18 protein-coding genes are annotated in these 23124 nt (G+C 69.9%); 12 read left to right on the top strand and 6 right to left on the bottom strand.

Annotation, left to right across the window (positions count from 1 at the left end):
- Position 1 precedes the first annotated feature (1 nt).
- The 4 genes from ACQP2E_RS25835 to araD all read left to right on the top strand — a co-directional run bounded on the left by ACQP2E_RS25835 (position 2) and on the right by araD (position 4397).
- Positions 2 to 1207 carry an esterase-like activity of phytase family protein gene (locus ACQP2E_RS25835; RefSeq protein ID WP_433825524.1) on the top strand — a complete coding sequence of 402 codons (1206 nt, stop codon included), beginning with the start codon at positions 2 to 4 and terminating at the stop codon, positions 1205 to 1207.
- Positions 1208 to 1308: 101 nt separating this feature from the next.
- Complete coding sequence (locus ACQP2E_RS25830; RefSeq protein WP_433825523.1) at positions 1309 to 2574, top strand: hypothetical protein; 1266 nt, start codon at positions 1309 to 1311, stop codon at positions 2572 to 2574.
- On the top strand, positions 2571 to 3605 hold the full coding sequence (gene pstS / locus ACQP2E_RS25825) for a phosphate ABC transporter substrate-binding protein PstS (protein ID WP_433825522.1): 1035 nt from the start codon (positions 2571 to 2573) through the stop codon (positions 3603 to 3605). The genes ACQP2E_RS25830 and pstS overlap by 4 nt, the downstream gene beginning before the upstream one ends.
- Positions 3606 to 3683: 78 nt before the next feature.
- Complete coding sequence (gene araD, locus ACQP2E_RS25820) at positions 3684 to 4397, top strand: L-ribulose-5-phosphate 4-epimerase AraD (protein ID WP_433825521.1); 714 nt, start codon at positions 3684 to 3686, stop codon at positions 4395 to 4397.
- Between the two features lie 1003 nt (positions 4398 to 5400).
- Here araD and ACQP2E_RS25815 read toward each other — a convergent pair.
- Positions 5401 to 6057, bottom strand: coding sequence for a hypothetical protein (locus ACQP2E_RS25815; protein ID WP_433825520.1), 657 nt, complete (start codon positions 6055 to 6057; stop codon positions 5401 to 5403).
- Between the two features lie 179 nt (positions 6058 to 6236).
- Positions 6237 to 7265 (bottom strand): LacI family DNA-binding transcriptional regulator, encoded by a 1029-nt coding sequence (locus ACQP2E_RS25810; RefSeq protein ID WP_433834054.1) that lies wholly within the window; start codon positions 7263 to 7265, stop codon positions 6237 to 6239.
- A 345-nt stretch (positions 7266 to 7610) separates the two neighbouring features.
- Here ACQP2E_RS25810 and ACQP2E_RS25805 point away from each other — a divergent pair, with 345 nt between their 5' ends.
- From ACQP2E_RS25805 to araA, 5 genes are all read left to right on the top strand, one after another.
- On the top strand, positions 7611 to 8600 hold the full coding sequence (locus ACQP2E_RS25805; RefSeq protein WP_433825519.1) for a substrate-binding domain-containing protein: 990 nt from the start codon (positions 7611 to 7613) through the stop codon (positions 8598 to 8600).
- Positions 8601 to 8664: 64 nt separating this feature from the next.
- The gene (locus tag ACQP2E_RS25800; RefSeq protein WP_433825518.1) at positions 8665 to 10191 is read left to right on the top strand and encodes a sugar ABC transporter ATP-binding protein; all 1527 of its coding nucleotides are present in this window, start codon (positions 8665 to 8667) and stop codon (positions 10189 to 10191) included.
- Complete coding sequence (locus ACQP2E_RS25795; protein WP_433825517.1) at positions 10188 to 11195, top strand: ABC transporter permease; 1008 nt, start codon at positions 10188 to 10190, stop codon at positions 11193 to 11195. Before ACQP2E_RS25800 ends, ACQP2E_RS25795 begins: the two co-directional genes overlap by 4 nt.
- Complete coding sequence (gene yjfF / locus ACQP2E_RS25790) at positions 11192 to 12217, top strand: galactofuranose ABC transporter, permease protein YjfF (protein ID WP_433825516.1); 1026 nt, start codon at positions 11192 to 11194, stop codon at positions 12215 to 12217. Before ACQP2E_RS25795 ends, yjfF begins: the two co-directional genes overlap by 4 nt.
- A complete protein-coding gene (gene araA / locus ACQP2E_RS25785; RefSeq protein WP_433825515.1) occupies positions 12218 to 13708 on the top strand; it encodes an L-arabinose isomerase in 1491 nt (496 codons plus the stop codon).
- Between the two features lie 43 nt (positions 13709 to 13751).
- Here araA and ACQP2E_RS25780 read toward each other — a convergent pair whose 3' ends face one another.
- Positions 13752 to 14474: a laminin G domain-containing protein gene (locus ACQP2E_RS25780; protein WP_433825514.1), complete on the bottom strand. Its 723-nt coding sequence runs from the start codon at positions 14472 to 14474 to the stop codon at positions 13752 to 13754.
- A gap of 277 nt (positions 14475 to 14751) precedes the next feature.
- On the opposite strand from ACQP2E_RS25780, the gene ACQP2E_RS25775 reads away from it, so the two are divergent.
- A complete protein-coding gene (locus tag ACQP2E_RS25775; protein WP_433825513.1) occupies positions 14752 to 15453 on the top strand; it encodes a hypothetical protein in 702 nt (233 codons plus the stop codon).
- A 61-nt stretch (positions 15454 to 15514) separates the two neighbouring features.
- Here the strand turns inward: ACQP2E_RS25775 and ACQP2E_RS25770 are convergent, their stop codons facing one another.
- The 3 genes from ACQP2E_RS25770 to ACQP2E_RS25760 form a co-directional block, all read right to left on the bottom strand.
- Positions 15515 to 17152 (bottom strand): amidohydrolase, encoded by a 1638-nt coding sequence (locus ACQP2E_RS25770; protein ID WP_433825512.1) that lies wholly within the window; start codon positions 17150 to 17152, stop codon positions 15515 to 15517.
- A gap of 39 nt (positions 17153 to 17191) precedes the next feature.
- Entirely contained in the window at positions 17192 to 18391 is a 1200-nt protein-coding gene (locus ACQP2E_RS25765) for a hypothetical protein (RefSeq protein ID WP_433825511.1), read from the bottom strand.
- Between the two features lie 593 nt (positions 18392 to 18984).
- Positions 18985 to 20520: a glycosyltransferase 87 family protein gene (locus tag ACQP2E_RS25760; RefSeq protein WP_433825510.1), complete on the bottom strand. Its 1536-nt coding sequence runs from the start codon at positions 20518 to 20520 to the stop codon at positions 18985 to 18987.
- A 132-nt stretch (positions 20521 to 20652) separates the two neighbouring features.
- On the opposite strand from ACQP2E_RS25760, the gene ACQP2E_RS25755 reads away from it, so the two are divergent.
- Positions 20653 to 22329, top strand: a complete 1677-nt coding sequence (locus ACQP2E_RS25755; RefSeq protein ID WP_433825509.1) for an AAA domain-containing protein — start codon at positions 20653 to 20655, stop codon at positions 22327 to 22329.
- Positions 22326 to 23060, top strand: coding sequence for a hypothetical protein (locus ACQP2E_RS25750; RefSeq protein ID WP_433825508.1), 735 nt, complete (start codon positions 22326 to 22328; stop codon positions 23058 to 23060). Before ACQP2E_RS25755 ends, ACQP2E_RS25750 begins: the two co-directional genes overlap by 4 nt.
- The last annotated feature ends 64 nt before the right edge of the window (positions 23061 to 23124 follow it).

Below are 23124 nucleotides of genomic sequence, written 5' to 3'. Positions count from 1 at the left end.
CATGGGAAAGATCGTTACTCGTACCGCTGCCATAGCCGGCGCCGTCGCACTCACCCTGGCCGTCGCCGGGACGGCGTCGGTGGCCGTAGGCCACCACATCAAGGTCACCAAGCCGACGCTGACCGGCTGGGCCTCGCTGCCGGCCGGCACCTTCGTGCCGGGCAGCGAGCCGTCCGGCAGCCTGGTCACCGGCAACACGAACGGTTTCGTGGCGCCGTTCGCGGACCAGCCGATCCAGGGCTTCTCCGGGATCGCCGCCAACGGTGACGGCACGTTCGACGTGCTGTCCGACAACGGGTACGGCAACCAGGCCAACTCCGGTGACTTCCTGCTCCGTGTCCAGCGGCTGGCGCCGGCGTTCGCGAGCAACCAGGTCGACGTGGTCGGCGGCCTCAACCTGACCGACCCGAACGGCTTCGTGCCGTGGAAGCTGACCCGCTCCGACCGGGTGCTGACCGGCTCCGACTTCGATGTGGAGTCGATCGTCAAGGCGAAGGACGGCTCGTACTGGATCGGTGACGAGTTCGGCCCGTACCTGCTGCACTTCGACCGCGGCGGCCGCCTGCTCGCGGCACCCGCGCCGCTCGACGGCGTGATCGCGCCGGAGACCGCGGCCCGCACCGGCGTGACCGCGACGCTCGGCGGCAGCAAGGGCTTCGAGGGCATGGCCGCGTCACCCGACGGCCGTTACCTGTACCCGCTGCTGGAGGGCACGGTCACCGGTGACACCGCCGGTCAGCTGCGGCTCAACGAGTTCGACCTGCGTACCCGCGCGTACACCGGCAAGCGGTACGTGTACCAGCTCGACGCCCCGGCGCACGCGATCGGTGACGCCATCGCCGTCGACAAGGACCGCTTCCTGATCATCGAGCGGGACAACGGCCAGGGCGCCACCGCGGTGAACAAGAAGATCTATCTGGCCGACAAGAGGGACCGTGACAAGGACGGCCTGCTCGACAAGACGCTCGTCGTCGACCTGATGAACATCGCCAACCCGCGCAAGCTGGGCGGCTTCGGCACCACGTTCACCTTCCCGTTCCAGACCATCGAGGACGTGGTCATCCTGGACGAGAAGACGATCGCCGTGCTCAACGACAACAACTTCCCGTTCTCCAGCGGCCGGACCGCCGGCGTCGCCGACAACAACGAGTGGATCACCATCGCGCTGCCCGAGTCGCTGCGGCCGGACAAGCGCGTTCTCCGCTAGGTGAATTCTTGATGGACGTTCCGATGCGCTTCGGCGCATCGGAACGCTTCACCCCACTTGGGTACGATTTGAGAATTGGTGTGCAGGCCTACCGTGACGGCGTGCCCGCGGTATTGGAAGCGACCAGGACCACCGCTCGAAACCTGGCCCGGCGCGACACACCGGTCCGTCTGAGGCTGCTGTCAGCGCTGGCCGTGAGCGCGGCCGCCGCTCTGCTGATCGCCACCGGCCTGGTGGCCGCGCGGGTGCAGGACCAGGTGCGGATCATCGGCCACCAGGCGGCTCCGCAGGCCGCCGTCGCGGCCGACCTCTACTTCGCACTGAGCGATCTGGACGCGCAGGCCACCCGGATCCTGCTCGCCGGTGACGCCGACGCCCTGGCCGGCAGCCGGCTCGACGCGCTCGGCGCCTACCGGGAACGCGGCCGGCAGATCGACACCGGCCTGCGTGACGTGCTCGCCGCCGGGGCCGGCGATCTGGAACGGTCGCTGGTCACCGAGATGCTCGACGGCCTCGCCGTCTACCGGCAGCGGCTGGGCCAGGCCCTCGCCGCGCAGCCGCACTCCGCCGCCGACGCGCTCGGTTACTACACCCAGGCCACCAACCTGCTGCACGTCCGGCTGCTCCCGGCCGCGTACCGGCTGCGGGCCGTCAGCGAGCAGCGACTGGACAGCGCGTACGACGCCAAGAGCGGCACCGAGGCGGCCGGCGGCGCGGTGGCCGTGCTGCTAGGTGGTGCGCTGCTGGTGCTGCTGATCGCCCTGCAGGTCTGGCTGGCCCGGCGGTTCCGCCGCACCTGGAACCCGGCCCTGATCACTGCGACCGCGCTGAGCCTGACGCTGCTGGTGGCGTTCTCCACGGTCCTCGGCGCGCAGGAACGCCGGCTCGCCGCGGCCCGCACCGACGGGCTGCGACCCTATCTGGAGATGTCCGAGTTGCGGGCGATCGGGTACGACGCCGCCGCCGACACCAGCCGGTACCTGGTCAGCGGCAACCTCGCCTATTACCGGGACGACTTCGCCGGGAAGTCGCAGCTGCTCACCGGGCTGGACCCGGTGGCCGCGCAGCGGTGGGCCGCCTATCAGCGCACTCACGAGCGGATCGTCGCGCTGGCCGAGGACGACCGGACCGGCGAGGCGATCACCGCGCTCACCGGGATCCGGCGCGGTGACGCGGCGTTCGACTTCGCGTACTTCGACGCGGCCGTCGCGGCGGTCACCGGGGTGCGCAAGGCCGAGTTCGATCGCGGGCTGGCCTCCGCGAAACGCACGCTCACCGGCGCGGTGGCCGTGCCGGTGGGGGTTCTGGCCCTGGTCATCGTGCTGACAGCGGCCGGTGTGCGCCGGCGATTGGCGGAGTACCGATGAGAGTCCTGCTCGTCGCGCTGGCACTTCTGGCGCTCGCCGGCTGCTCCGCGGCGCCCGAGCCGCGACCGGAACGGATCAGCTGCGCCGCTGGCACGGCCGCCGGGCAGGGGTCGTCGGCGCAGACCAACGCGCTCCAAGCGTGGATCAAGGCGTACCAGATCGCCTGCCCGGACGCGGCTGTCGAGTACGCGGGCACCGGCTCGGGCGCCGGGGTGCGTGCCTTCCTCGGCGGCGCCGGTGACTTCGCCGGCACCGACGCGGTGCTCGGCGCGGACGACATGCGACGGGCCGAGCAGCGGTGCGGTGGCCCGGTGGTGCACCTTCCGCTGGTCGCCGGACCGATCGCGCTCGCGTACAACGTTGCCGGGGTGGACGAGCTCCGGCTCACGCCGGAGACGATCGCCAAGATCTTCAGCGGGAAGGTCACGGCCTGGAACGACCCGGCCATCGCGGCGGAGAACCCGGTCGCGGCGCTTCCGGCCATTCCCATTCGTACGATCCACCGCGCGGACAGCAGTGGCACCACCGACAATTTCACCCGTTACCTGGCAGGGGCGGCCGGGCCGCAGTGGCCGCACGGGGTCGGCGGCGACTGGCGGGCGCCGGGCGGAACCGGGGAGAAGGGCAGCCACCGGGTGGTCGCCGCGGTGGCCCGGACGGTCGGGGCGATCGGGTACGTCGAGTCGTCGTACGCGACCGTGAACGATCTGCCGGTGGTGCACGTCGGCGCGGCGGGCGGTCCGTTCACGGCGCCGTCGAACTCCGCTGCCGGGCTTGCGATCGAGGGCGCGACGATCACCGACGACCTCCGGATCGAGCTGCGATACGACGGGACGGCCGATTACGCGTACCCGATGGTCTTGGTCTCCTATGAAGTGGTGTGCCGGACCGGAACGCCTGCGGTGACCCGCAGTTTCCTGGCCTATGCCGCAGGCGAGGCCGGGCAGGAGGCGGCGCAGGCGGCTGGTCACGCCGCGCTCCCGGAGGCGCTGCGGATCCGCGTTCGACAGGAAGTGTTGGCGTTAACGTGACGTTTCCGGGGCTTGTCAGGGGATCGCTGGGGTCGGCTAGGGTGAGCGCTAACATCCGTGGGCCGAGGGGAAGACGACGTGACTTACGGTTCCAAGGCTCTGCGCCGGGCCGTGCTGCGGGCCAACCAGATCATTCCGGAGGCCGGGCTCGCCCAGCTGACATGGGGCAACGTCAGCGGCATCGACCGTGAGGCCGGGATCTACCTGATCAAGCCGTCCGGGATCGCCTACGACGAGCTGACCGAGGACCACCTCGTCCCGGTCGATCTGGAGACCGGCAAGGTGCTCGCCGGCGACCTGCGGCCGTCCGTGGACAGCGAGTCGCATCGGGCGTTCTACCTGGCCTGGCCCTCGATCGGCGGGGTGACGCACACGCACTCGACCAACGCGGTCGCGTTCGCCCAGGCCGGGCTGGACATTCCGCTGCTCGGAACGACGCACGCCGACACGTTCAACGGTCCGGTGCCGGTGACGCGTGGCCTCACCGCTGCCGAATGCGCGACCGATTACGAGCTGAACACCGGCCGCGTGATCGTCGAGACGATCGGTGACGACGAGGAGGCGGGGGCGATGCCGGCCGCGCTGGTCGCCAACCACGGGCCGTTCACCTGGGGTGCGGACCCCATCAAGTCGGTGCAGAACGCCATCATCTGTGAGGCGGTGGCGGAGATGGCGCTGAAGACGCTGGCACTGAACCCAGCGGCGAACATCCCGCAGCACCTGCAGGAGCGGCATTTCAAGCGTAAGCACGGGCCGGGCGCGTACTACGGCAACCCGAAGCCCAGCGCCTGACAGCCGGCCGCTGCCTGCGGCCCGCTGCCCGGCTGCCCGTCGACGGCTGGCCGTTGCTCGGTTGGCCGTTGCCCGTTGCTCGGTTGCTCGGTTGGCCGTTGCTCGGTTGGCCGTTGCTCGGTTGGCCGCCGCTGGGTTGCCCGCCGACGGCTGCCCGCTGACTAATTGCTGCTCGCCGACCGCTGCTTACTGACCGCTGTTGCGCGTCGCCTGCCGCCGCTGCTCGCCGCCGTCTGGCCGCTGCGGCGCGTTTCCGCTTTTCCGCTTTTCCGCTTTTCCGCTTTTCCGTGTTTCCGTGCGGATCTTGAGCGATTGTTGACCCTCGAGTAGCGCCATTTTCGCACGTCAATGTGGCGAAGTGGGACTGCTGATCGGCTTCGATACGTAGAAGCAGGATGAGGGCCCCCGGTGGTCTCGGGTCTCGGGTCTCGGATCTCGGTTCCGGGGCGCGTGGACGGGAGCACACGGATGCTCGGTCTGGCGTGGGTGGGGTCGCACGGTTCCGGTCTGTGTAGCTTCATCACTGCCAGGGCGTGGACGAAGGCACACGGTGGCGTTGTGTGCGACCTGATCCACCCTCCGACAGGTCCGCTGCGACAGAGTCCGGCTGGCTCTCAGCGCACGGCCACCGTGGCTGCCGCGCACGGCCACCGTGGCTGCCGCGCACGACCACCGTGCACGGCCACCGTGGCTGCTGCCCCGCGCGCGCCTCGGTTGCAGCGTGCAGCTGTCATGGCTGCCTCGGCCGCCGCGTGTAGCTGACCCGGGCTCCCTTGTGGATCTTGAGCGATTGTTGACCCTGTGAGGTCGGAAGTCGCTCAAGATTCAGAAGGGCTGCCGGCCTCGCGCGCTCCGGGCGTCCAATCGACCACGAGTTTTCTATGCCGGGAGGGCGTGGTGGTTAGGTTGATCTACGCGTTTCCTAGTGACGGGTTGTCACCACGCCGGTGAGGAGTTCCGGCTTTGTGGAGACCCGGCCACCCCGGCGAGGGTCTTGGAGCGGTCAAGATCCGGAGGGGCGGCGGGCGTTGGGGCGGGCGGACGGTTGCGTCGCGCTGCCGGGTGAGCGGTTGCCGCGAGCGGGCTCGGTGCGCGCCGGTGAGACCTGGGCCGGCTGGGTGCGGGCGTTGAACTTCGCCCCCGCGGACGCTGACGACGCCGCTGATGCCGACGACGCCGCTGATGCCGACGCCGACGCCGACGCCGACGCCGACGCCGACGCCGACGCCGACGCCGACGCCGACGCCGATGCGGACGCGGACAACGGCGCCGGCGACGGGCCCGAGGGTGGGGTGCGGGGCATGTTCGGCATGGCTTCGCGGGGGCGGGGGATCGGTGTGCTTGTCGCGGCCGGTTGGTGACGCCACGTGAAGCGGACGCCGCTGAGCACCACCGTGTCGCCGGCCGCGCACAGGCCTGACTCCCGCTTGCTGGCGTTGTCGTCGTGTCCGTAACTGATCATCAGGCTGGTGTCCGGTGCGGCTGTTGTGGTGTGCACGGCCCAGACTTCGCCGTACCCGGTCAGGCCGGTGCCACCGGCGGTGAGAACCGTGGCTCGGCCGCGCAGCGGCACGGCGAGTTCGCGACCGGCGGCGTCCAGGATGTGCAGGGTGCCCGAGAGGCGTGGGTTCTTGCGGCGGCCGAGCCATCTGTTGGTCACCGGCTGCTCACCACCTGAGTCGTGTCGTCGTCGAGCACCTTCCGGACTGTAACGGCCTGCCGGGCCGGGTGCCGGTTCCGTCACCGGTGCGGGTGAGTACTTCCCCGAAGAAAAGCCTGGCCGGGGGAGTGCGCGGTGCCGACTGCCAGATCTTGGACACCTCCTGTGGTCACGATCTGTCATGACAAGCGAGTGGGTGGCGCGGAACTCGCCCTCGGTACCAGTGACGGCGCCACCACCACGTCCTCCGGCGGGGCGTCGCCGGGGCGGCCCATGTGGCGCAGCAGCAGAGCGAGGGCCCGGCGGCCGAGCTCGGCGAAGTCCTGGTGGACGGTGGTGAGCGGGGGCAGGAAGAACCCGGAGTCGGGCATGTCGTCGAACCCGACGACGCTGACGTCCTCGGGCACCCGGCGGCCCGCCTCCTGAAGGGCGCGCAGCACACCCAGGGCGATCCGGTCGTTGGAGCAGAACACCGCGGTCACCGAGTGGTCGGCGGCGAGACGGCGGCCCTGTTCGTACCCGGCGGCCGCGTCCCACCAGCCGGAGGTGACCGGCGGGACGACCGCGCCGGCCGCGTACAGCGTCTCGCGCCAGCCCTCCACCCGGGCCTGTGACTCCGGCCAGTCCGGTGGGCCGGCGGCGTGGTGCACCGTGGCGTGGCCGAGATCCAGCAGATGGCGGGTGGCCAGGCGAGCCCCGGCCGCGTTGTCCACGCGTACCGTCGGGAATGGTTCGTCGGGGGTGCCGCCGCCGTGCGGCGAGGCGATCGGGCCCGCGCCGCCGACCGCGACGCAGGCGAGGCCGCCGGGAGCGTGGGTCAGGGCGGTGATCACCGAAGATTTCGGCGCGATCGCGATGATGCCGTCGACGTCGTGCTGGGCGAGCCGGTCCACCGCCTCCAGCACCGGCCGGTGTTCCAGGTCGCGGACGGTGGCGACGCTGACCAGGTAACCGGCGGCGCGGGCGGCGCTCTCGATGCCGTACAGCATGGACTCGGGACCGAAGAGCGTGGTCTCGAATCCGATGATGCCGAGGGTGTGCGACTCGCGGGTGGCGAGCGTGCGTGCCGCCAGGTTGCGGCGGTAGTTGAGCGAGCGCATCGCGGCCAGCACGCGTTCCCGGGTCTCGGCGCGCACGTTGGGATGTTCGTTGATCACCCGCGAGACGGTCTGATGCGAGACGCCCGCCAATTTCGCGACGTCCCGCATGACGGTGCCGCGCTCCTTGCCGGAGCGGATCTCCCGCCGGGCACGCGGGGCTCTCAGCTCGGCTGCGGATCGCTGCTCAGCTGCGGGTTCCGGACCCGGCGCCGGTGGTGGAGTCGCCATTGGACGATATCTAGCAGGTGACCGGGTGATGACCCTGGGCGATACAGCCGTTCTTGCAATCTGGCTGAAACAAAGATCGATATCTCTTGACGGGCACGTTGAGAACGGTAACACTCACGAAACGCAAGCTGTGACGCCCGTCGCAGCGAACTGAACATCCTCGCGGTCAAGGCACGTCATGCCGACCGTTGATCGTTTTGTTAACGGTAACAGTTTCAGGAGGTTATGGTGCGCAGGAACTGGTCCGCGGCTGCTCTGACAGGCGTTCTGGCGGTCTCCGTGCTCGCCGGTTGTGGCGGCAGCGGCGACGACGCTGCCTCGGACGGCGGCAGCGACGGCAAGATCACTCTTGGTTTCTCCCAGGTCGGCGCCGAGAGCGGATGGCGTACCGCGAACACCAAGTCCATCCAGGAGTCGGCCACCGCGGCCGGCATCGACCTGCAGTTCTCCGATGCCCAGGGCAAGCAGGAGAACCAGATCACCGCGATCCGCAGCTTCATCACGCAGAAGGTCGACGTCATCGCCTTCTCGCCGGTGGTCACCTCCGGCTGGGACGCGGTGCTCCAGGAGGCCAAGGACGCCGGCATCCCGGTGATCCTGACCGACCGCGCGGTCGACTCGCAGGACACCTCGCTCTACAAGACCTTCATCGGCTCGGACTTCATCGTCGAGGGCGAGAAGGCCGGCGACTGGCTGGTCAAGGAGTACGAAGGCAAGACCGAGCCGGTCAACATCGTCGAGCTGCAGGGCACCACGGGCTCCGCTCCGGCGCTGGACCGCCAGAAGGGCTTCGCCGAGAAGATCGCGGCGAACCCGAACTTCAAGATCGTGAAGTCGCAGACCGGTGACTTCAAGCGCGCCGACGGCAAGACTGTGATGGAGACCTTCCTCCAGTCCACCCCGGACATCGACGTGCTCTACGCGCACAACGACGACATGGGTCTCGGTGCCATCGAGGCGATCGAAGCGGCCGGCAAGAAGCCCGGTACCGACATCAAGATCATCACGGTGGACGCGGTCAAGGACGGCATGACGGCGCTGTCCGAAGGCAAGATCAACTTCATCGTGGAGTGCAGCCCGCTCCTCGGCCCGCAGCTGATGGAGCTGGTCAAGAAGGTCGACGCCGGTGAGGAGATCCCGACCCGGGTGCTCACCGAGGAGACCACGTTCACCCAGGAGCAGGCGAAGGAAGCCCTGCCCACCCGCCAGTACTGATCCATACCGTCAATGCCCCGGCCGGCCCGGCCGGGGCATTGCGGAGCTTCGAAACGGAGCACGAATGGGCGAGCAGTCCCCGGTCCTCGAGATGACCGGGATCCGAAAAGTCTTCCCCGGCGTCGTCGCCCTCGACGGCGTCGATTTCCGGCTGTTCCCGGGCGAGGTCCATGCGCTCATGGGCGAGAACGGCGCCGGGAAATCCACCCTGATCAAGGTGCTGACCGGGGTCTACACGATCGACGGCGGCGAGGTGCGGCTGGGCGGCGAGGTCGTGCACATCAACGGCCCGCTCCAGGCCCAGCAGGCCGGCATCAGCACCGTTTACCAGGAGGTCAACCTCTGCACCAACCTCTCGGTGGCGGAGAACATCTTCATCGGGCGTGAGCCGCGCAAGTTCGGCCGGATCCAGTGGGGCCTGATGCGGCGGCGCGCGAGCGAGCTGCTCGCCCGGCTCGACCTGGACATCGACGTGTCAGCCCCGCTGAACACGTACTCCCTGGCGATCCAGCAGATGGTCGCGATCGCGCGCGCTGTGGACATCTCGGCGCGGGTGCTGATCCTCGACGAGCCGACGTCCAGCCTGGACACCTCGGAGGTGGCGCAGCTCTTCGCGGTCATCCGCCGGCTCAAGGCGGACGGCGTGGCCATCCTCTTCGTCTCGCACTTCCTCGACCAGATCTACGAGGTCTCCGACCGGCTCACCGTTCTGCGCAACGGCCAGCTGATCGGCGAGTTCAAGACCGAGGAGCTTCCCCAGGTACGCCTTGTCGAGAAGATGATCGGCAAGGAGCTCGCCGCCCTGGAGTCCCTGGAGGACAAGGCCCGGCGTACCCGCGAGAAGGTGGCCGGTGCCGAGCCGATCCTGCAGGCCAAGGAGCTCGGGCGGACCGGTGCGATCGCCCCGTTCGACCTGACGATCCACGCCGGCGAGGTGGTCGGGCTGGCCGGGTTGCTCGGGTCCGGGCGTACCGAATTGGCTCGGTTGTTGTTCGGCGCCGACAAGCCGGACAGCGGTGAGCTGCTGCTGGAGGGCAAGCAGGTCAATCTGCGTGACCCGCAGGTGGCGATGAAGCGCGGCATCGCGTTCTCCTCGGAGAACCGCCGCACCGAGGGCATCATCGGCGAGCTCAGCGTCCGGGAGAACATCATCCTGGCGCTGCAGGCGTCCCGGGGCTGGACCCGCCCGATCCCGCGCCGCAAGCAGGACGAGATCGTCGCGAAGTACATCAAGGCGCTGCAGATCCGGCCGGCCGACCCGGAACGCCCGGTGCGCAACCTGTCCGGCGGCAACCAGCAGAAGGTGCTGCTGGCCCGCTGGCTGATCACCGAGCCCCGGCTGCTGATCATCGACGAGCCGACCCGGGGCATCGACGTCGGCGCCAAGGCGGAGATCCAGAAGCTGGTCGCCGAGCTCTCCGACGGCGGCATGGCGGTGCTCTTCGTCAGCGCCGAGCTCGAAGAGGTCCTCCGGCTCAGCCACAAGATCGAGGTGCTCCGGGACCGCAGGCTGGTCGAGGAGCTGGAGAACACGCCGGACGTCGACGCCGACCGCATCATGCAAACCATCGCCAGCGGAGCGACAGCATGACCATCCTCAAGAACAGACTGTTCTGGCCGGCGGCGATCCTCGTGGCGCTGCTGATCGTCAACGCGTTCACCTCCAACCAGTTCGTCACGGTTCGCGACGGGCACCTCTTCGGCAGCCTGATCGACATCCTGCGGGGCAGTGCGCCGCTGGTGCTGGTGGCGCTCGGCATGACCCTGGTGATCGCCACCGGCGGCATCGACCTCTCGGTCGGCTCCGTCATGGCGATCTCCGGCGCTGTCGCGTGTCTGCTGATCAGCGACCTCGGCAATCAGAACAGCGTCGGCTCGGTGCTGCTGATCATCGTGATCGCGATCGCGGTATCGCTGCTGGCCGGTCTCTGGAACGGCGCGCTTGTCGCCCTGGTCGGCATCCAGCCGATCATCGCGACGCTGATCCTGATGGTGGCCGGCCGGGGCATCGCCCAGCTGATCACCGACGGTCAGATCATCAACGTGCAGTCCGGGCCGTACGCGACCATCGCGACCGGCTTCTTCCTCGCGGTGCCGGTGGCCTTCCTGATCGCGGTCGCCGCGGTCGTCCTGATCACGCTGCTCACCCGGCGTACCGCGCTGGGCCTGCTGCTGGAATCGGTGGGCGGCAGCCCGACGGCGAGCCGGCTGGCCGGCATCCGGTCCCGGCGGATCACCACCATGGTGTACGTGGTCTCCGGCGGGTTCGCCGGGCTCGCGGGCCTCATCTACAGCGCGAACATCAAGAGCGCCGACAGCATCTCGGCCGGCAACCTGATCGAGCTGGACGCCATCCTCGCTGTGGTGATCGGTGGCACCGCGCTGATCGGTGGCCGGTTCTCGATCGCGGGGACCGTGCTCGGCGCCGTGCTGATCCAGGCGCTCGGCGTGACGGTGGTCGCGGTCGGTGTGCCGCCCGAGGCCACGCTGCTGTTCAAGGCCGTCGTCGTGGTCGCACTCTGCCTCTCCCAGTCCGCCGCCTTCCGCGAGAAGGTCTTCGGGCGCTTCAGAACGCGATCGGAGGTTCTCGCGTGACCACCATCGACGCGACGCCGGACACCGGCAACAAGAAGGACTCGCCCGCCAACCCGCGCCGGCGGGTCTACCGGCCGAACGCGAAGTACATCCCGATCCTCTCGACCCTCGCCCTGCTGGTGATCATGTACAGCGGCGCGGTGGCGAACTTCGAGAACTTCGGGCAGCCGAGCGTCGTGGTCAACCTGTTCCGCGACAACGCGGTGCTGCTGGTGGTCGCGGTCGGGATGACCTTCGTGATCATCACGGGCGGCATCGACCTGTCGGTCGGCGCTGTCATCTCGCTGACCACCACGCTCTCCGCGACCCTGCTGCAGGGCGGCTGGCCGCCGCTCGTGGTCCTGGTCCTGGTGCTGCTGCTCGGCTCGCTGATCGGCGCCGGACAGGGCGCGGTGATCCACTACTTCAAGGTGGAGCCGTTCATCGCTACCCTCGCCGGGCTGTTCCTGGCCCGGGGGCTGGCGCTGTTCATCAACCAGCAGTCGATCCCGATCCGCGACGAGACCTGGAAGGCGATCTCGGAGTACCGGATCCCGCTCGCCGAGGGCGTCGTCACCAAGCCGATCGCCATCGTGGCACTCGCCGCGGTGCTGATCGCCGCGGCGGTGCTGGCCTGGACCCGGTTCGGCCGCAATGTCTACGCGATCGGTGGCAGCGCCGACTCCGCGCTGCTGATGGGCCTTCCGGTCGCCCGTACGCGGATCGCCGTCTACACCCTGAGCGGCTTCTGCGCGGCGCTCGGCGGTGTGCTGTTCAGCATCAACTCGACCTCAGGCTGGGCCCTGCAGGGCAACGGGCTGGAACTCGACGCGATCGCGGCCTGCGTCATCGGTGGCGTGCTGCTCACCGGCGGATCCGGTTACGTGTTCGGTGCGCTGCTCGGCGTACTGGTCACCGGCCTGATCCAGACGATCATCATTTTCCAGGGTGACCTGAACGCGGCCTGGACCCGGATCATCGTCGGGGTCCTGCTCTTCGCCTTCATCGTCCTGCAGCGACTCGTGACGAGAAAGGTCAAGTAGATGAGCAGCAACGGGGAAGTCTGGTTCCTGACCGGCAGCCAGGGACTCTACGGTCCGGAGACGCTCGACCAGGTCGCGTCGCAGTCCCGGGAGATCGCCGCCCAGCTGGACGCGAGCCTGGACGCCGACGTGGTCTGGCAACCGGTGCTCACCACTGCCGAGCAGATTCTGGACATCTGCCGCCGGGCCTCGTCGACGCCCGGCGTCCTCGGCGTGATCACGTGGATGCACACGTTCTCGCCGGCCAAGATGTGGATCGCCGGTCTGGACGCGCTGCGGGCGCCGCTGCTGCACCTGCACACCCAGCACAACGTGGAACTGCCCTGGGCCGAGATCGACATGGACTTCATGAATCTCAACCAGGCCGCGCACGGCGACCGGGAGTTCGGGTTCATCGAGACCCGGCTCGGGGTTCCGCGCAAGACGGTGGCCGGGCACGTCAGCAACCCGGCGGTGGTCAGGCGGATCGACACGTGGGTGCGGGCGGCCCGGGGTTACTCGGCCATGCGTAACCTCAAGCTCGCGCGGTTCGGCGACAACATGCGCGACGTCGCGGTGACCGAGGGGGACAAGGTCGAGGCGCAGTTGCGCTTCGGGGTCTCGGTCAATACGTACGGGGTAAACGACCTGGTTGCCGTGGTCGACCAGATCGGCGACGAGGAGATCGACAAACTGGTGTCGGAGTATTCCGACATTTACGAAATTTCGCCCGAGCTGCTGTCCGGCGGTGACCGGCACGAATCCTTGAGATATGGCGCCCGCATCGAACTGGGCCTGCGGCAGTTCCTCACCGAGGGCGGTTTCAAGGCGTTCACCAGCAACTTCGAGGACCTCGGCGGCCTGCGCCAGCTGCCCGGCCTCGCGGTCCAGCGTCTGATGGCCGATGGGTACGGGTTCGGCGGCGAGGGTGACTGGAAGACCTCGGTGCTGGTACACACGCTCAAGGCGATGGCACCGGGCGGCGCGACGTCCTTCATGGAGGACTACACGTACGACCTCACGCCGGGCAACGAGGTCATCCTCGGTGCCCACATGCTGGAGGTCTGCCCGTCGATCGCATCCGGCACTCCGAAGCTGGAGATCCACCCGCTCGGCATCGGCGGCCGTGAGGACCCGGTCCGGCTCGTTTTCGACGCCGCGCCCGGCCCCGCGATCGTGCTCGGCCTGGCCGACCTGGGTGAGCGGTTCCGCCTGGTCGCCAACGAGATCGAGGTGGTTCCGCCGACCGCGCCGCTGCCGAGGCTGCCGGTCGCCAGGGCCGTCTGGAAGCCGGCGCCGTCACTGGAGACGTCGGCCGAGTGCTGGCTGACCGCGGGCGGCCCGCACCACACGGTGCTGTCGTCGTCGGTCGGCGCGGAGGAGCTGGCCGACCTGGCCGAGATGGCCGGTACCGAGCTGCTGGTGATCGACTCGGCCACGACGTCGCGGTCGTTCACCAAGGAGGTGCGCTGGAACCAGGCGTACCACCGGCTGGCGCGAGGGTTCCGCTGAGCACCTGCTAGAACCTCTGGGAAAACGAACGACGGCCATGCGCTCACCACTGCGGGCGCATGGCCTCGATCGTGATGTAGTCCAGGTCCCCGGCGTAGTAGTCACAACCCACGTCGATCTGGTCGCACTCGTACTTGCCGCCGATCGTCACCGGCCACGAGTTCGCGATCGGCCCGGTCCAGCCGTCACGCGCGGCGACCTGCTGCCCGTCGATGACGAGGACCACCCCGGCCTGGACACGGACGCACCGGACCACGTGCCAGTACCCGTCGTTGATCGAGTACGGCGCGATCACCTCCAGGAACGCCTTCGGCCCGCGGAACGTGCACTCCACCCGTCCACTCGGGATCTGCAGCTTGAAGTTGCCGCCGGAGACCGTGGCCTGGCCTTTCTGGATGATGTTGCCGAACTTGTTGGTGGTGCGGAGCCGCACCGTGACGGCGTAGTCGTTCGTGCCGGGATCGAGCGCCGAATCGTCCGGAACGACGACCAGATGGCCGGGTCTGGCGGGCGGAGTGTCCGGTTCGAGCCGGTCGAAGTGGTACCCGATGTCGTCGCCGGACATCAATCCGGTGCCGACCTCGCCACCGATTCTGCCGTCCAGGCCGTTGCCGCTGCTGTCGATCATGCGGCTCGCGCCGGGCTCCTCGTCCATGCTCCAGGACGCCACCGGATAGCCGTCGGCTCTCGCCGGGCTTCCGACCAGCGCGGAAGCGGCCGTCAGCGTGGTTGTCAGGGCGGCGACCAGCGCGCGGCGGCGTTCCATGGCTCATCCTTGAGGGGCGGCGGAGCAGAATTTAATGATCTTATGGGGCAAATGTTCTTTTTACCCAGCGTTCCAGCATTCGGCAGCTCAGTGTCATCGCCCGATCACTGAGGATCTCTCGCAAACGGCCAGCTCAGCTTGGTAGCATCCGCCGATCATGGTCGCGCTCCGACACCGAACCCGGGGCAGCGCCTGACCCCCCGCGCTGACGATCTCAGATAAGGAACGTGTCGAAGTGCTGCTCAATGGGACGGACAGTGAGACCTCGGAGCACGCGATGATCCCCCCGAACCCCGGTCTGCCGAACCAGGCGCTCCAGGTGCTGGCCCTTGCTCAGCGCACCGCCGAGGAGCACGTGGCGAGTGCCCAGCACCACGCGGACAAGATCCGTACGGACGCGCTGGCCGCCGCCGAGCAGATCGCCCGCGAAGCACAGGCCCACGCGAACAGCGTCCGCCGCGAGGCCGACCGGGTGCTGGCCGAGGCCCGCGCCGGAGCCGAGCAGATGGCTCGGGACGCGCAGGCCCGCGCCGAGGACGCCCGGCGTACCGGTGAGAAGATCGTCGCGGACTCCCGCGCCCGCGCCGAGACGATCGGCGCCGACGCGATGGCCGGTGCCGAGCAGCTGCGCCACCAGGCGCAGCAGCGGTACGACGACGTGGTCGGCAGCCTCGGCACCAAGCGGGAAGCGCTCCAGCAGCAGATCGAGGCGCTGGAGGACTTCGACCGCGATTACCGGGGCCGGCTCACCGCGTTCATGCAGAGCCAGCTGCGCGCCCTCTGGATGGACGCGCCGCAGCTCACCGCCGAGGTGATCGACGAGGAGCCGGTGGCCGAGGAGCTGGAGGCCGCACAGGCGCAAGCCCAGACCCAGGCCCAGTCCCAGACCCAGGCCCAGGCCCAGTCCCGGCACGGCGCTCCGGAAGCGGACGACGACGAGTTCGACGACGAGGACGAGCAGCCGGCCGAGAAGCAGTAGAGGACGAGCAGCCGCCTAACGCAATAAGGGACAGGGCCCGGGGCGAAACCCCGGGCCTTTCTCATGCGGAAGCGGTGTAGACCCGTTCCCCGCCGACGAACGTGATCGCCACCGATGCGTCACCGATCTCCTGCGGTGCACCCGCGAACGGATCCCGGTCCAGCACCACCAGGTCAGCCCGGTTGCCGGCCCGGATCACCCCGCTGTCGTCCAGGTGGTTCACGTACGCCGATCCAGCCGTGTACGCCGTCAGCGCCGCCGTCAGGTCCAGCTCCTGACCGGGCAGGAACGGCGGGTAGTCGCTGCCGTGATGCACCCGGTTCACCGCCACGTGGATCGCTTCGAGCGGATCCGGCGTGGTGACCGGCCAGTCGCTGCCGGCCGCCAGGTGCGCACCGGCCCGGCGCAGGTCGCCGAACGGGTACTGATGAATCACCGCTTCGGGATCGAGGAACGGGATGGTCAGCTCGTCCATCTGCGGCTCGTGCGACGCCCAGTACGCCTGCAGGTTCGCGCTCGCGCCCAGCTCCCGGAACCGGGGCACGTCGTCCGGGTGCACGACCTGCAGGTGCGCGAGGTGCGGCCGGGTGTCCTTCCAGCCGTTCGCCGCCCGGGCCGCCGCGACCGCGTCCAGCGCGTCGCGTACCGCCCGGTCGCCGAGCGCGTGGAAATGCGCCTGGAAACCGAGGGCGTCCAGCTCGGTGACGTACGAGGGCAGACGAGCGGGGTCGATGAAGGACAGACCCTGGTTCGTGGTGGCGCAGCCGCAGCCGTCCCGGTACGGCGCCGTCATCGCGGCCGTGAAGTTCTCCGCGACACCGTCGAGCATCAGCTTCACGCTGTCGCAGCGCAGCCGGCCCACGGTGAACTTCTCCCGCTTCGCGACCAGCTCCGGGATCTGCGAGCCGTCCCGATCCCGGTCCCACCAGAGCGCGCCGACCACGGTGGCCCGCAGCGAGCCGTCGTGGGCCGCCGCCAGGTACGCGTCGGAGACATCCGGATAACCGTTGGTGGCGCACACCATGGCGTCCTGCCAGGACGTGACGCCGAGTGAGAAGAGCAGGTCCTGGCCCCGGTACAGCCCGGCCAGCCGGTCCGCGGCGGTGAGCTCCGGCAGCAGTTCGGTGACCAGCTGCATGGCGCCCTCCTGCAGCCCGCCCGACGGTGAGCCGTCCGGCGCCCGATCGATCCGGCCGTCCGCCGGGTCCGGGGTGTCCGCGGTGATCCCGGCCAGCTCCAGGGCGCGGCTGTTCACCCAGGCGCCGTGGTGGTCCCGATTGGAGAGGAACACCGGCCGGTCCGGCACCACGCTGTCGAGCAGCTCGCGTCCCGGAATCCCGCCGGGGAAGCTCTCCATCGCCCAGCCACCGCCGGAGATCCACTCGAGATCCGGGTGCTCGTCGGCGTACGCCCGGACCCGCCGGAGGTATTCGTCGACGACGACGGTGCCGCTCAGGTCGCACTGGTTCAGCTCGACGCCGCCCATCACCGCGTGCACGTGCGCGTCCTGGAACCCGGGCAGCAGCAGCCCGCCGTTCAGGTCGACGATCTCGGTGCCCGGGCCGGCGAGGTCGCGTACCTCATCGGTGCCGACGGCCTGGATCCGTCCGTCCCGCACGGCGACGGTCGTGGCGTAACCGCGGGCGGAATCGGCGGTGAAGATCCGTCCGCCGACGAAAAGCAGGTCAGCTGCGGGCATGACTCCAGATCCGATCTGTCGGGAGTATTGATCGAATCACTACCCGTGAGCACCCGTCAAACCTCCGCGAGCGCTCGCCGAATCCCCGTGCCTGCCCGTCGAATCCCCGTGCCTGCCCGTCGAATCTTTCGCCAGCGCCATCACGAGGACGCCGAGGCAGACCGTCGCGCCTGCCAGCGGCCGGCCGAGTGAGGCGGCGAGCAGCGCGAGATAACCGAGCAGCACGCCGAGCCGCCACCGCCGCTCCGGCATCAGCGCGAGCACCATCACGGTCGTCACCGCGACCGGCCCCCAGTAGTACCGCAGCTCCACCGAGTCGGTAGCCACCCTCAGCAGCACCGCGACGGCCGGCGCACCCGCGACCACGAGCACCCGCTCCCGGAATCGCCACGCCACCAGCCCGCAACCCACCGCCACGACCTCCGCCTGCACGAGCCGCATCGCCCAGCTCACCTGCTCAAGCCCGGCGAACGCCGCGAGCGTCCCCGCGGCAACCGGCCACACATGCCCGAACATTCCGAAATGCCCACCGACCACAAACGGCAGATAAGCCGCCGCCCCGACAATCCCGCCCAGCCCCGCCACCCGCACGACCTGCCACAACGGCCCGGCCGCGAGCAGACACGGAAAACCCAGCACCGCCCACGGCGCGATCGCAACGGCAACCCCCAGCACAATCCCGGCCGCGACCAGCCGCCGGCTCTTTCCCAAGACCATTGCGTACGCCCAGAGCACCGGCACCGCCAACTCCGCAGGATGCCCGTCCCCGACAACCGGCACGGCGAGCCACAGCAGCACAACGAGCCCGACGACCGTCTCCCGCCGCAGCCCCTCCCGCCGCAGCCCCGTCTCCGGCCGCGGCGCCGTCTCCGGTCGCGGCGCGGTCTTCGGTCGCGGCGCGGTCTTCGGTCGCGGCGCCGTCTCCGGTCGCGGCCCCGTCTCCGGTCGCAGCCCTTCCCTCCGCAGTCCCGTCTCCCGCCGTAGTCCCGTCTCCGGCTGTGGTCTCCCGCCGCAGAGCTGGAGTGCCGCGACCATGAGTCCCGCGTTGACCACGAAGAACGTGACAGCGGCGGGCATCCCGTCCGCCCCGCCGACGAGGAGAAGCCGGCTCACGAGCAGCTGAAGCGGCCCCGCCTGGTTCCAGGCGCTCTCGTAGATCCCGTCCAGATGCCCACCGAGCAGCCGCTGCCCGGCCCCCGCGAAGTCCTCCAGATCCGGAGGCGCCACCCGCGTCCCCACCCCGACAACCCCAGCGACAACAGCAGCCCCAGCAACTCCAGCAGCCCGAGCCACCCGTGTGACCCGGGTGGCTTGAGTGGCTTGCACGGCTTGAGTGGCTTGCACGGCTTGAGTGGCTTGCGCGGCCCGAGAAGCCCGAGCGGAGAGACGCTCACTCACCGTGCGGCCCCACCTCGGCGAACAGGAGCACACAGTGCGCCCCCACCCCGGCGTGACCAAAGCTCACCGTGCGCTCGCGTCTCGCCTGGATGCCCGCCCACCGTGTGCTCGTGTCCCGCCCAGCGGAGATGGCGGCACACCGAACCGCTGTGTGTGTTCCTGTCAACGCCATAGCGGTGGTCAGGTCGCACACAACGCCAACGTGTGTTCTCGTCACGGTTCGGCTCACCGTGTGCTCCCGTCAACGCCGATGGCCACCGTGTGCCCTGGGCTTGGTTGGGTGCCTGCGTGGCTGCGGGCCACTGTGTGCCCTGGGCTTGGTTGGGTGCCTGCGTGACTGCGGGCCACTGTGTGCCCTGGGCTCGGTTGGGCGCCTGCGTGGCTGGGGGCCACTGTGTGCCCTGGGCTCGCTTGAGGTTGGCCGGGATGCGGGCTCACTGTGTGATCGGGGCTCGGCGGGGCGACGCTGCCGGGGACGCATGCTCTGGCTCGGAACCGCCTGGCCACCGGACTGCACCTGCGCACCGGACTGCACCTGCGCACCGGACTGCACCTGCGCACCGGACTGCACCTGCGCACCGGACTGCACCTGCGCACCGGACTGCACCTGCGCACCGGACTGCACCTGCGCACCGGACTGCACCTGCGCACCGGACTGCACCTGCGCGCCGGGCGCCGCCCCGGAGGTGCATGGTCAGCAGGGCGGCGAACAGCAGCAGCTCGGCCACCACGAACCAGGTCTGGCCGCTTGCCCGGCGGCCCAGCAGCATCTGTACGTAGGGGCCGGGGATCGCCAGCAGCGTGATGCCCGGTGTGAACAGGAGCCAGGCCCGGGACTCCGGCGGCTGCAGGGCCAGCAACACCAGGATCGCGGCCAGCACCACCAGGAGATAATGCACCTCGGATATGCCGCCGGCCAGCAGGGTGCTGACGAGAAGCAGGGTGCCCAGCCAGACGGGAGGCGGGCGTTTTCCGGAGGACCGGGCCTCGGTCAGGCGTACCCCGAGGATCAGCAATGTTGCCGCGGCCGCGGCAATTCCGGTGAGGTGCGGCCAGGCGTGCGCTTCGGCCCAGCCTCGCAGGGAGAGGTTGTTGATCGCGTTGTCGCCGTGCAGGTTGGTGCCGGATACGACATAGCGCAGGATTTCGGGATATCGGGAGCCGCCCGGGATCAGTGCCATCGCGGCCAGCAGCAGGGCTCCGGCCGGGATCATGGTGCGGGCCAGGGCGGACCATCGGCGGTGCAGCAGTGGCACCAGGATCAGTGGCGCCAGCATCGGTTTGACCAGCAGCGTTGCGGCCAGGATCGCGCAGCCGAGCGTCCAGCGGCCCCGGTGGAACGCCAGCAGGATCGCGATCACCGCGGGCGCCAGGAAGACGGTGAGGTTGCCCAGCGAGAGCGACCGGGACGCGGCGAAACCGCCGAGGAGACCGAGCAGCGCGACCGCCGTGATGATCGCCCGGCGACCGGGCACGGCCAGAGAGCGGCGCCAGCATCTCCGACAACCGCAAACCCGCACACAGAGCCAGCGCCAGGCCCCGGAATGTGGCTCGGCCCCGGAGTGCGGCTCAGCCTGGGAATCGGGCTCGGCTTGGGAGGCAGGCGAGGCCTGGGAGGCAGGCGAGGCCTGGGAAGCGGGCTCGGCCTGGGAAGCGGGCTCGGCCTGGCGGCCGGCCAGCCACGCGGCGCCGGCCAGGGCGGCGCCGCCGGCGAGCGTCCAGAGGGCGAAGGCGGTGTACGGGTCGCCGAGCGCGGTCGGCAGCAGGAGCGGTACCGCTGTGGGGGGATAGACGAAGTACGGGTCGGAGAAGACCGACTCGCCGTGCAGCAGGTCCGTGGCGGCGTTGCGGAGCGGCTCGAAGTCGATGCCCATGGCCAGCACCTGGAGCACCTGGACCAGGCCGCTCAGCGCGATGAACGCGGCCAGTGCCACGAGCGCGGTTCCGGGCACACGGCGGATGTGGTCCACGAGTGACCTATCGGCATGTCACCCGGGAGTGTGAAGCGGCCGGGCCGCCCGGCGCGGGTGGGAGCGATTCCATAGCCGGAAAGCGCACAAAGCGTGTTTGGTGGCCCTCGGGGGCCGAACTATGGTGAGCGGATGGCGTCGACCTCTGTCGATCTGGATCGTGATGACCGCGAACGCCACACCTCCGGTGGCGGCGGTCTCGGTGTCGACGCCTTCTATCCGGGACGGTACAAGAACGACCGGTTCTGCGCTGCCCTCGAACTCGCCGTGGTGGCGGCCCACGAGCTCGACGCGGTGCCCGAGCGGATCCCCGGCCCGCGGGCGCCGGCCGAGGAGGAACCTGTCGAATACGGTCTGGGGCAGCGGATTCAGCGGGACGCCATCGTCCGGCTGCGTGCCGGTGCGACCGCCAACGCGGGGCTGCTCGCGCTGCTGGCCGAGGGCCGGTTCGCGCCACCGGGCCCGTACTGGCAGCACCGCAGCCAGGACAACACCGAGGAACCACGGGGGCCGGCCCCGGACCGGGCCGAGGCTGTCCGGCGGGCTCTGGCCGTACCCGATCTGCTCTGTCTGATCGCGCCGCGAGGCGCCGCACGGACCTTGACCGTCGTGGAGATCGTGCGAGCCGCGGCGGAGCGCGGTGAGCGCGTGCTGATCACCGCACCCGACTCGGCGACCGTCGACGCCGTGGTGACCAGGTTGCCGCCCGGGCCGACGGTGGTCCGCGCCGATCAGCCCGGGGGAGGCCCGGGCAGCCTCGCCGCGGCAGCTGCCGAGACCCAGCGGCGGATCCTGGCGCGCTCGCAGGCCGCCGCCGTCGCGCTCGAACCGTGGCTCGGCGAGCCCTCGCCGGCGATGGGCTGGCTGCGGCGGCTGACCACCGCGCTGGCCGAGGCCGAGCAGGAGCGCCGGCGCGCCGACCAGGCCGGCGAGGAGCGGGACGCGATCGCCGTGGCCGCCCGGGAACGGCTCGGTGACGCGTTGCGCGATCACGGGCGTGCCGTCGAGGTGGCCGAACGAGATCTCACGCTCGCCGAGGACGCGGTGCGCCGGCTCGGTCAAGCGCTGAGCCGGGCGGAGAACTCCCGGTTCGGGCGGTGGCGGGCCGGGCGTCTGCGCACCCGGCTCGCCGTCGCCGCTCCCGCCGCGCTGACCGCGCGGGAAACCCTGGCGAGGGTACGCGAGGAGCACGCCGACCATCGTGACCGGCTGGACAAGGACGTCGAGCAGGACGCCGCCGTCCGGGCCGCTGCCGATCGTGCCGCGTTCGCCGACCTGGCCGCCCATCGCGCTCTCGAGTCCGCCGAACGGTCCGCGCACCGGCTGACCCGCCTGATGTCCGGTGTCGCGCCGGAGCCGGCGTGGACCGCCGACGCCGCGGGCCTCACCGATTTCGCCGGCCACTGCTCCGGGCTCGAACCGGTGCTGCGCGGCCGGGCCGGGCTGCTGCGCGAGTGGCGTCAGCGGGCCGCGCGGCCGAGCCGGCAACTGCACGCCGAGCTGCTGCGGTACGCCGATGTGGTCGCCACCACCTGCCTCGGAGTCGGCCGCCCGGAGCACGGCGAGCTGGAGTTCGACCTGGTGGTGATCGTGGACGCGGGCCGGACCGGGCTGCCGGTCGCGCTGGTGCCGCTGGTCCGGGCCCGCCGGGCGGTGCTCGCCGGCTCGGTGGGCCGGATGCCACTGTTCGACCTCGGGGCGGCGCCGGTTCCGGACGAGGTGACCGGGCTGCTCAACCGCAGCGTGCTGGAACGGCTTCTGGAGAAGGCGCCGGCCGCGAACCGCGTACGCCTGCGGTCCGGATCGTGAGCGAGCCGGCGCACCTGCCGCTGCGCGAGATCGAGCGCCGGGTGGACGCCCTGCCCGGCGTCGAACCTCAGCGGATCGTGCCGCTGCTGCTGCCGATGTGGGCTGTCGAGGTGACCGCGACCGTCCGGGATTCACAGCCGTACGACGTGCTGGATCGCTATCTGTCCCGGGCCGTCGCCGAGGCCGGCCTGGACCGGGCCGACGAGCTCGCCGGGTTCCTCGGTGTCGAGCCGCCGCTGGTGGCCCGGGCGGTGCGTCACCTCGCCGGGATCGGCCACCTGGTACGCGACGGCGACAAGCTGAACCTGACCGAGCTGGGCCGGCGTTCAGTGGCGGACGGGCGGCGCTATCACCTGGCGACGGGGCGGCGGTTGTCGTTCCGGTTCGACGGGTTCCGGGGTGAGCCGGTGCCGTACGCGACGGTGGTGCACTCGGTGTGGCTGGCGGAGCCGGAGCTGACGCTGGCCGATGGGACGGTGTTCTCGGTGGTCGCGGGGGTGTCGTTGCCGCCGGATGCGGTTTCGTTGCTGCTCGCCCGGCCCGATGCGGGGGACTTCACGGGCGCGGCGTTGCCGGTGGCGGCCGAGATTTCGCGAGTTCAACTACGATATCTGCCGATTTATCTGGTGATCTGCGCCGGAGATCACCTGGTGTTCGGCAAAGCCCTGGACGGACCGGATCCCTACCTCGCCGGGTTTATCCCTTTCCTTGGCGGGAACCTCGAAACCTGACATGAGTCAGTGTGTGGACCAACACGGTCCCTGACGGACCGTCCTGGTCCATTCCAGTCTACGG

Source organism: Actinoplanes sp. CA-015351 (assembly GCF_050955685.1).
In the GTDB taxonomy this organism is placed as follows: Bacteria; Actinomycetota; Actinomycetes; order Mycobacteriales; family Micromonosporaceae; genus Actinoplanes.
This window is presented reverse-complemented; position numbering and strand designations above follow the sequence as displayed.

Excerpts from the sequence above, each read along its gene's own strand:
- ACQP2E_RS25805 (WP_433825519.1), top strand. The coding sequence starts at position 7,611 with ATGGTGCGCAGGAACTGGTCCGCGGCTGCTCTGACAGGCGTTCTGGCG.
- ACQP2E_RS25800 (WP_433825518.1), top strand. The coding sequence starts at position 8,665 with ATGGGCGAGCAGTCCCCGGTCCTCGAGATGACCGGGATCCGAAAAGTC.
- ACQP2E_RS25780 (WP_433825514.1), bottom strand. The coding sequence starts at position 14,474 with ATGGAACGCCGCCGCGCGCTGGTCGCCGCCCTGACAACCACGCTGACG.
- ACQP2E_RS25810 (WP_433834054.1), bottom strand. The coding sequence starts at position 7,265 with ATGCGGGACGTCGCGAAATTGGCGGGCGTCTCGCATCAGACCGTCTCG.
- ACQP2E_RS25795 (WP_433825517.1), top strand. The coding sequence starts at position 10,188 with ATGACCATCCTCAAGAACAGACTGTTCTGGCCGGCGGCGATCCTCGTG.
- ACQP2E_RS25775 (WP_433825513.1), top strand. The coding sequence starts at position 14,752 with ATGATCCCCCCGAACCCCGGTCTGCCGAACCAGGCGCTCCAGGTGCTG.
- pstS (WP_433825522.1), top strand. The coding sequence starts at position 2,571 with ATGAGAGTCCTGCTCGTCGCGCTGGCACTTCTGGCGCTCGCCGGCTGC.
- araA (WP_433825515.1), top strand. The coding sequence starts at position 12,218 with ATGAGCAGCAACGGGGAAGTCTGGTTCCTGACCGGCAGCCAGGGACTC.
- ACQP2E_RS25755 (WP_433825509.1), top strand. The coding sequence starts at position 20,653 with ATGGCGTCGACCTCTGTCGATCTGGATCGTGATGACCGCGAACGCCAC.
- ACQP2E_RS25835 (WP_433825524.1), top strand. The coding sequence starts at position 2 with ATGGGAAAGATCGTTACTCGTACCGCTGCCATAGCCGGCGCCGTCGCA.
- ACQP2E_RS25770 (WP_433825512.1), bottom strand. The coding sequence starts at position 17,152 with ATGCCCGCAGCTGACCTGCTTTTCGTCGGCGGACGGATCTTCACCGCC.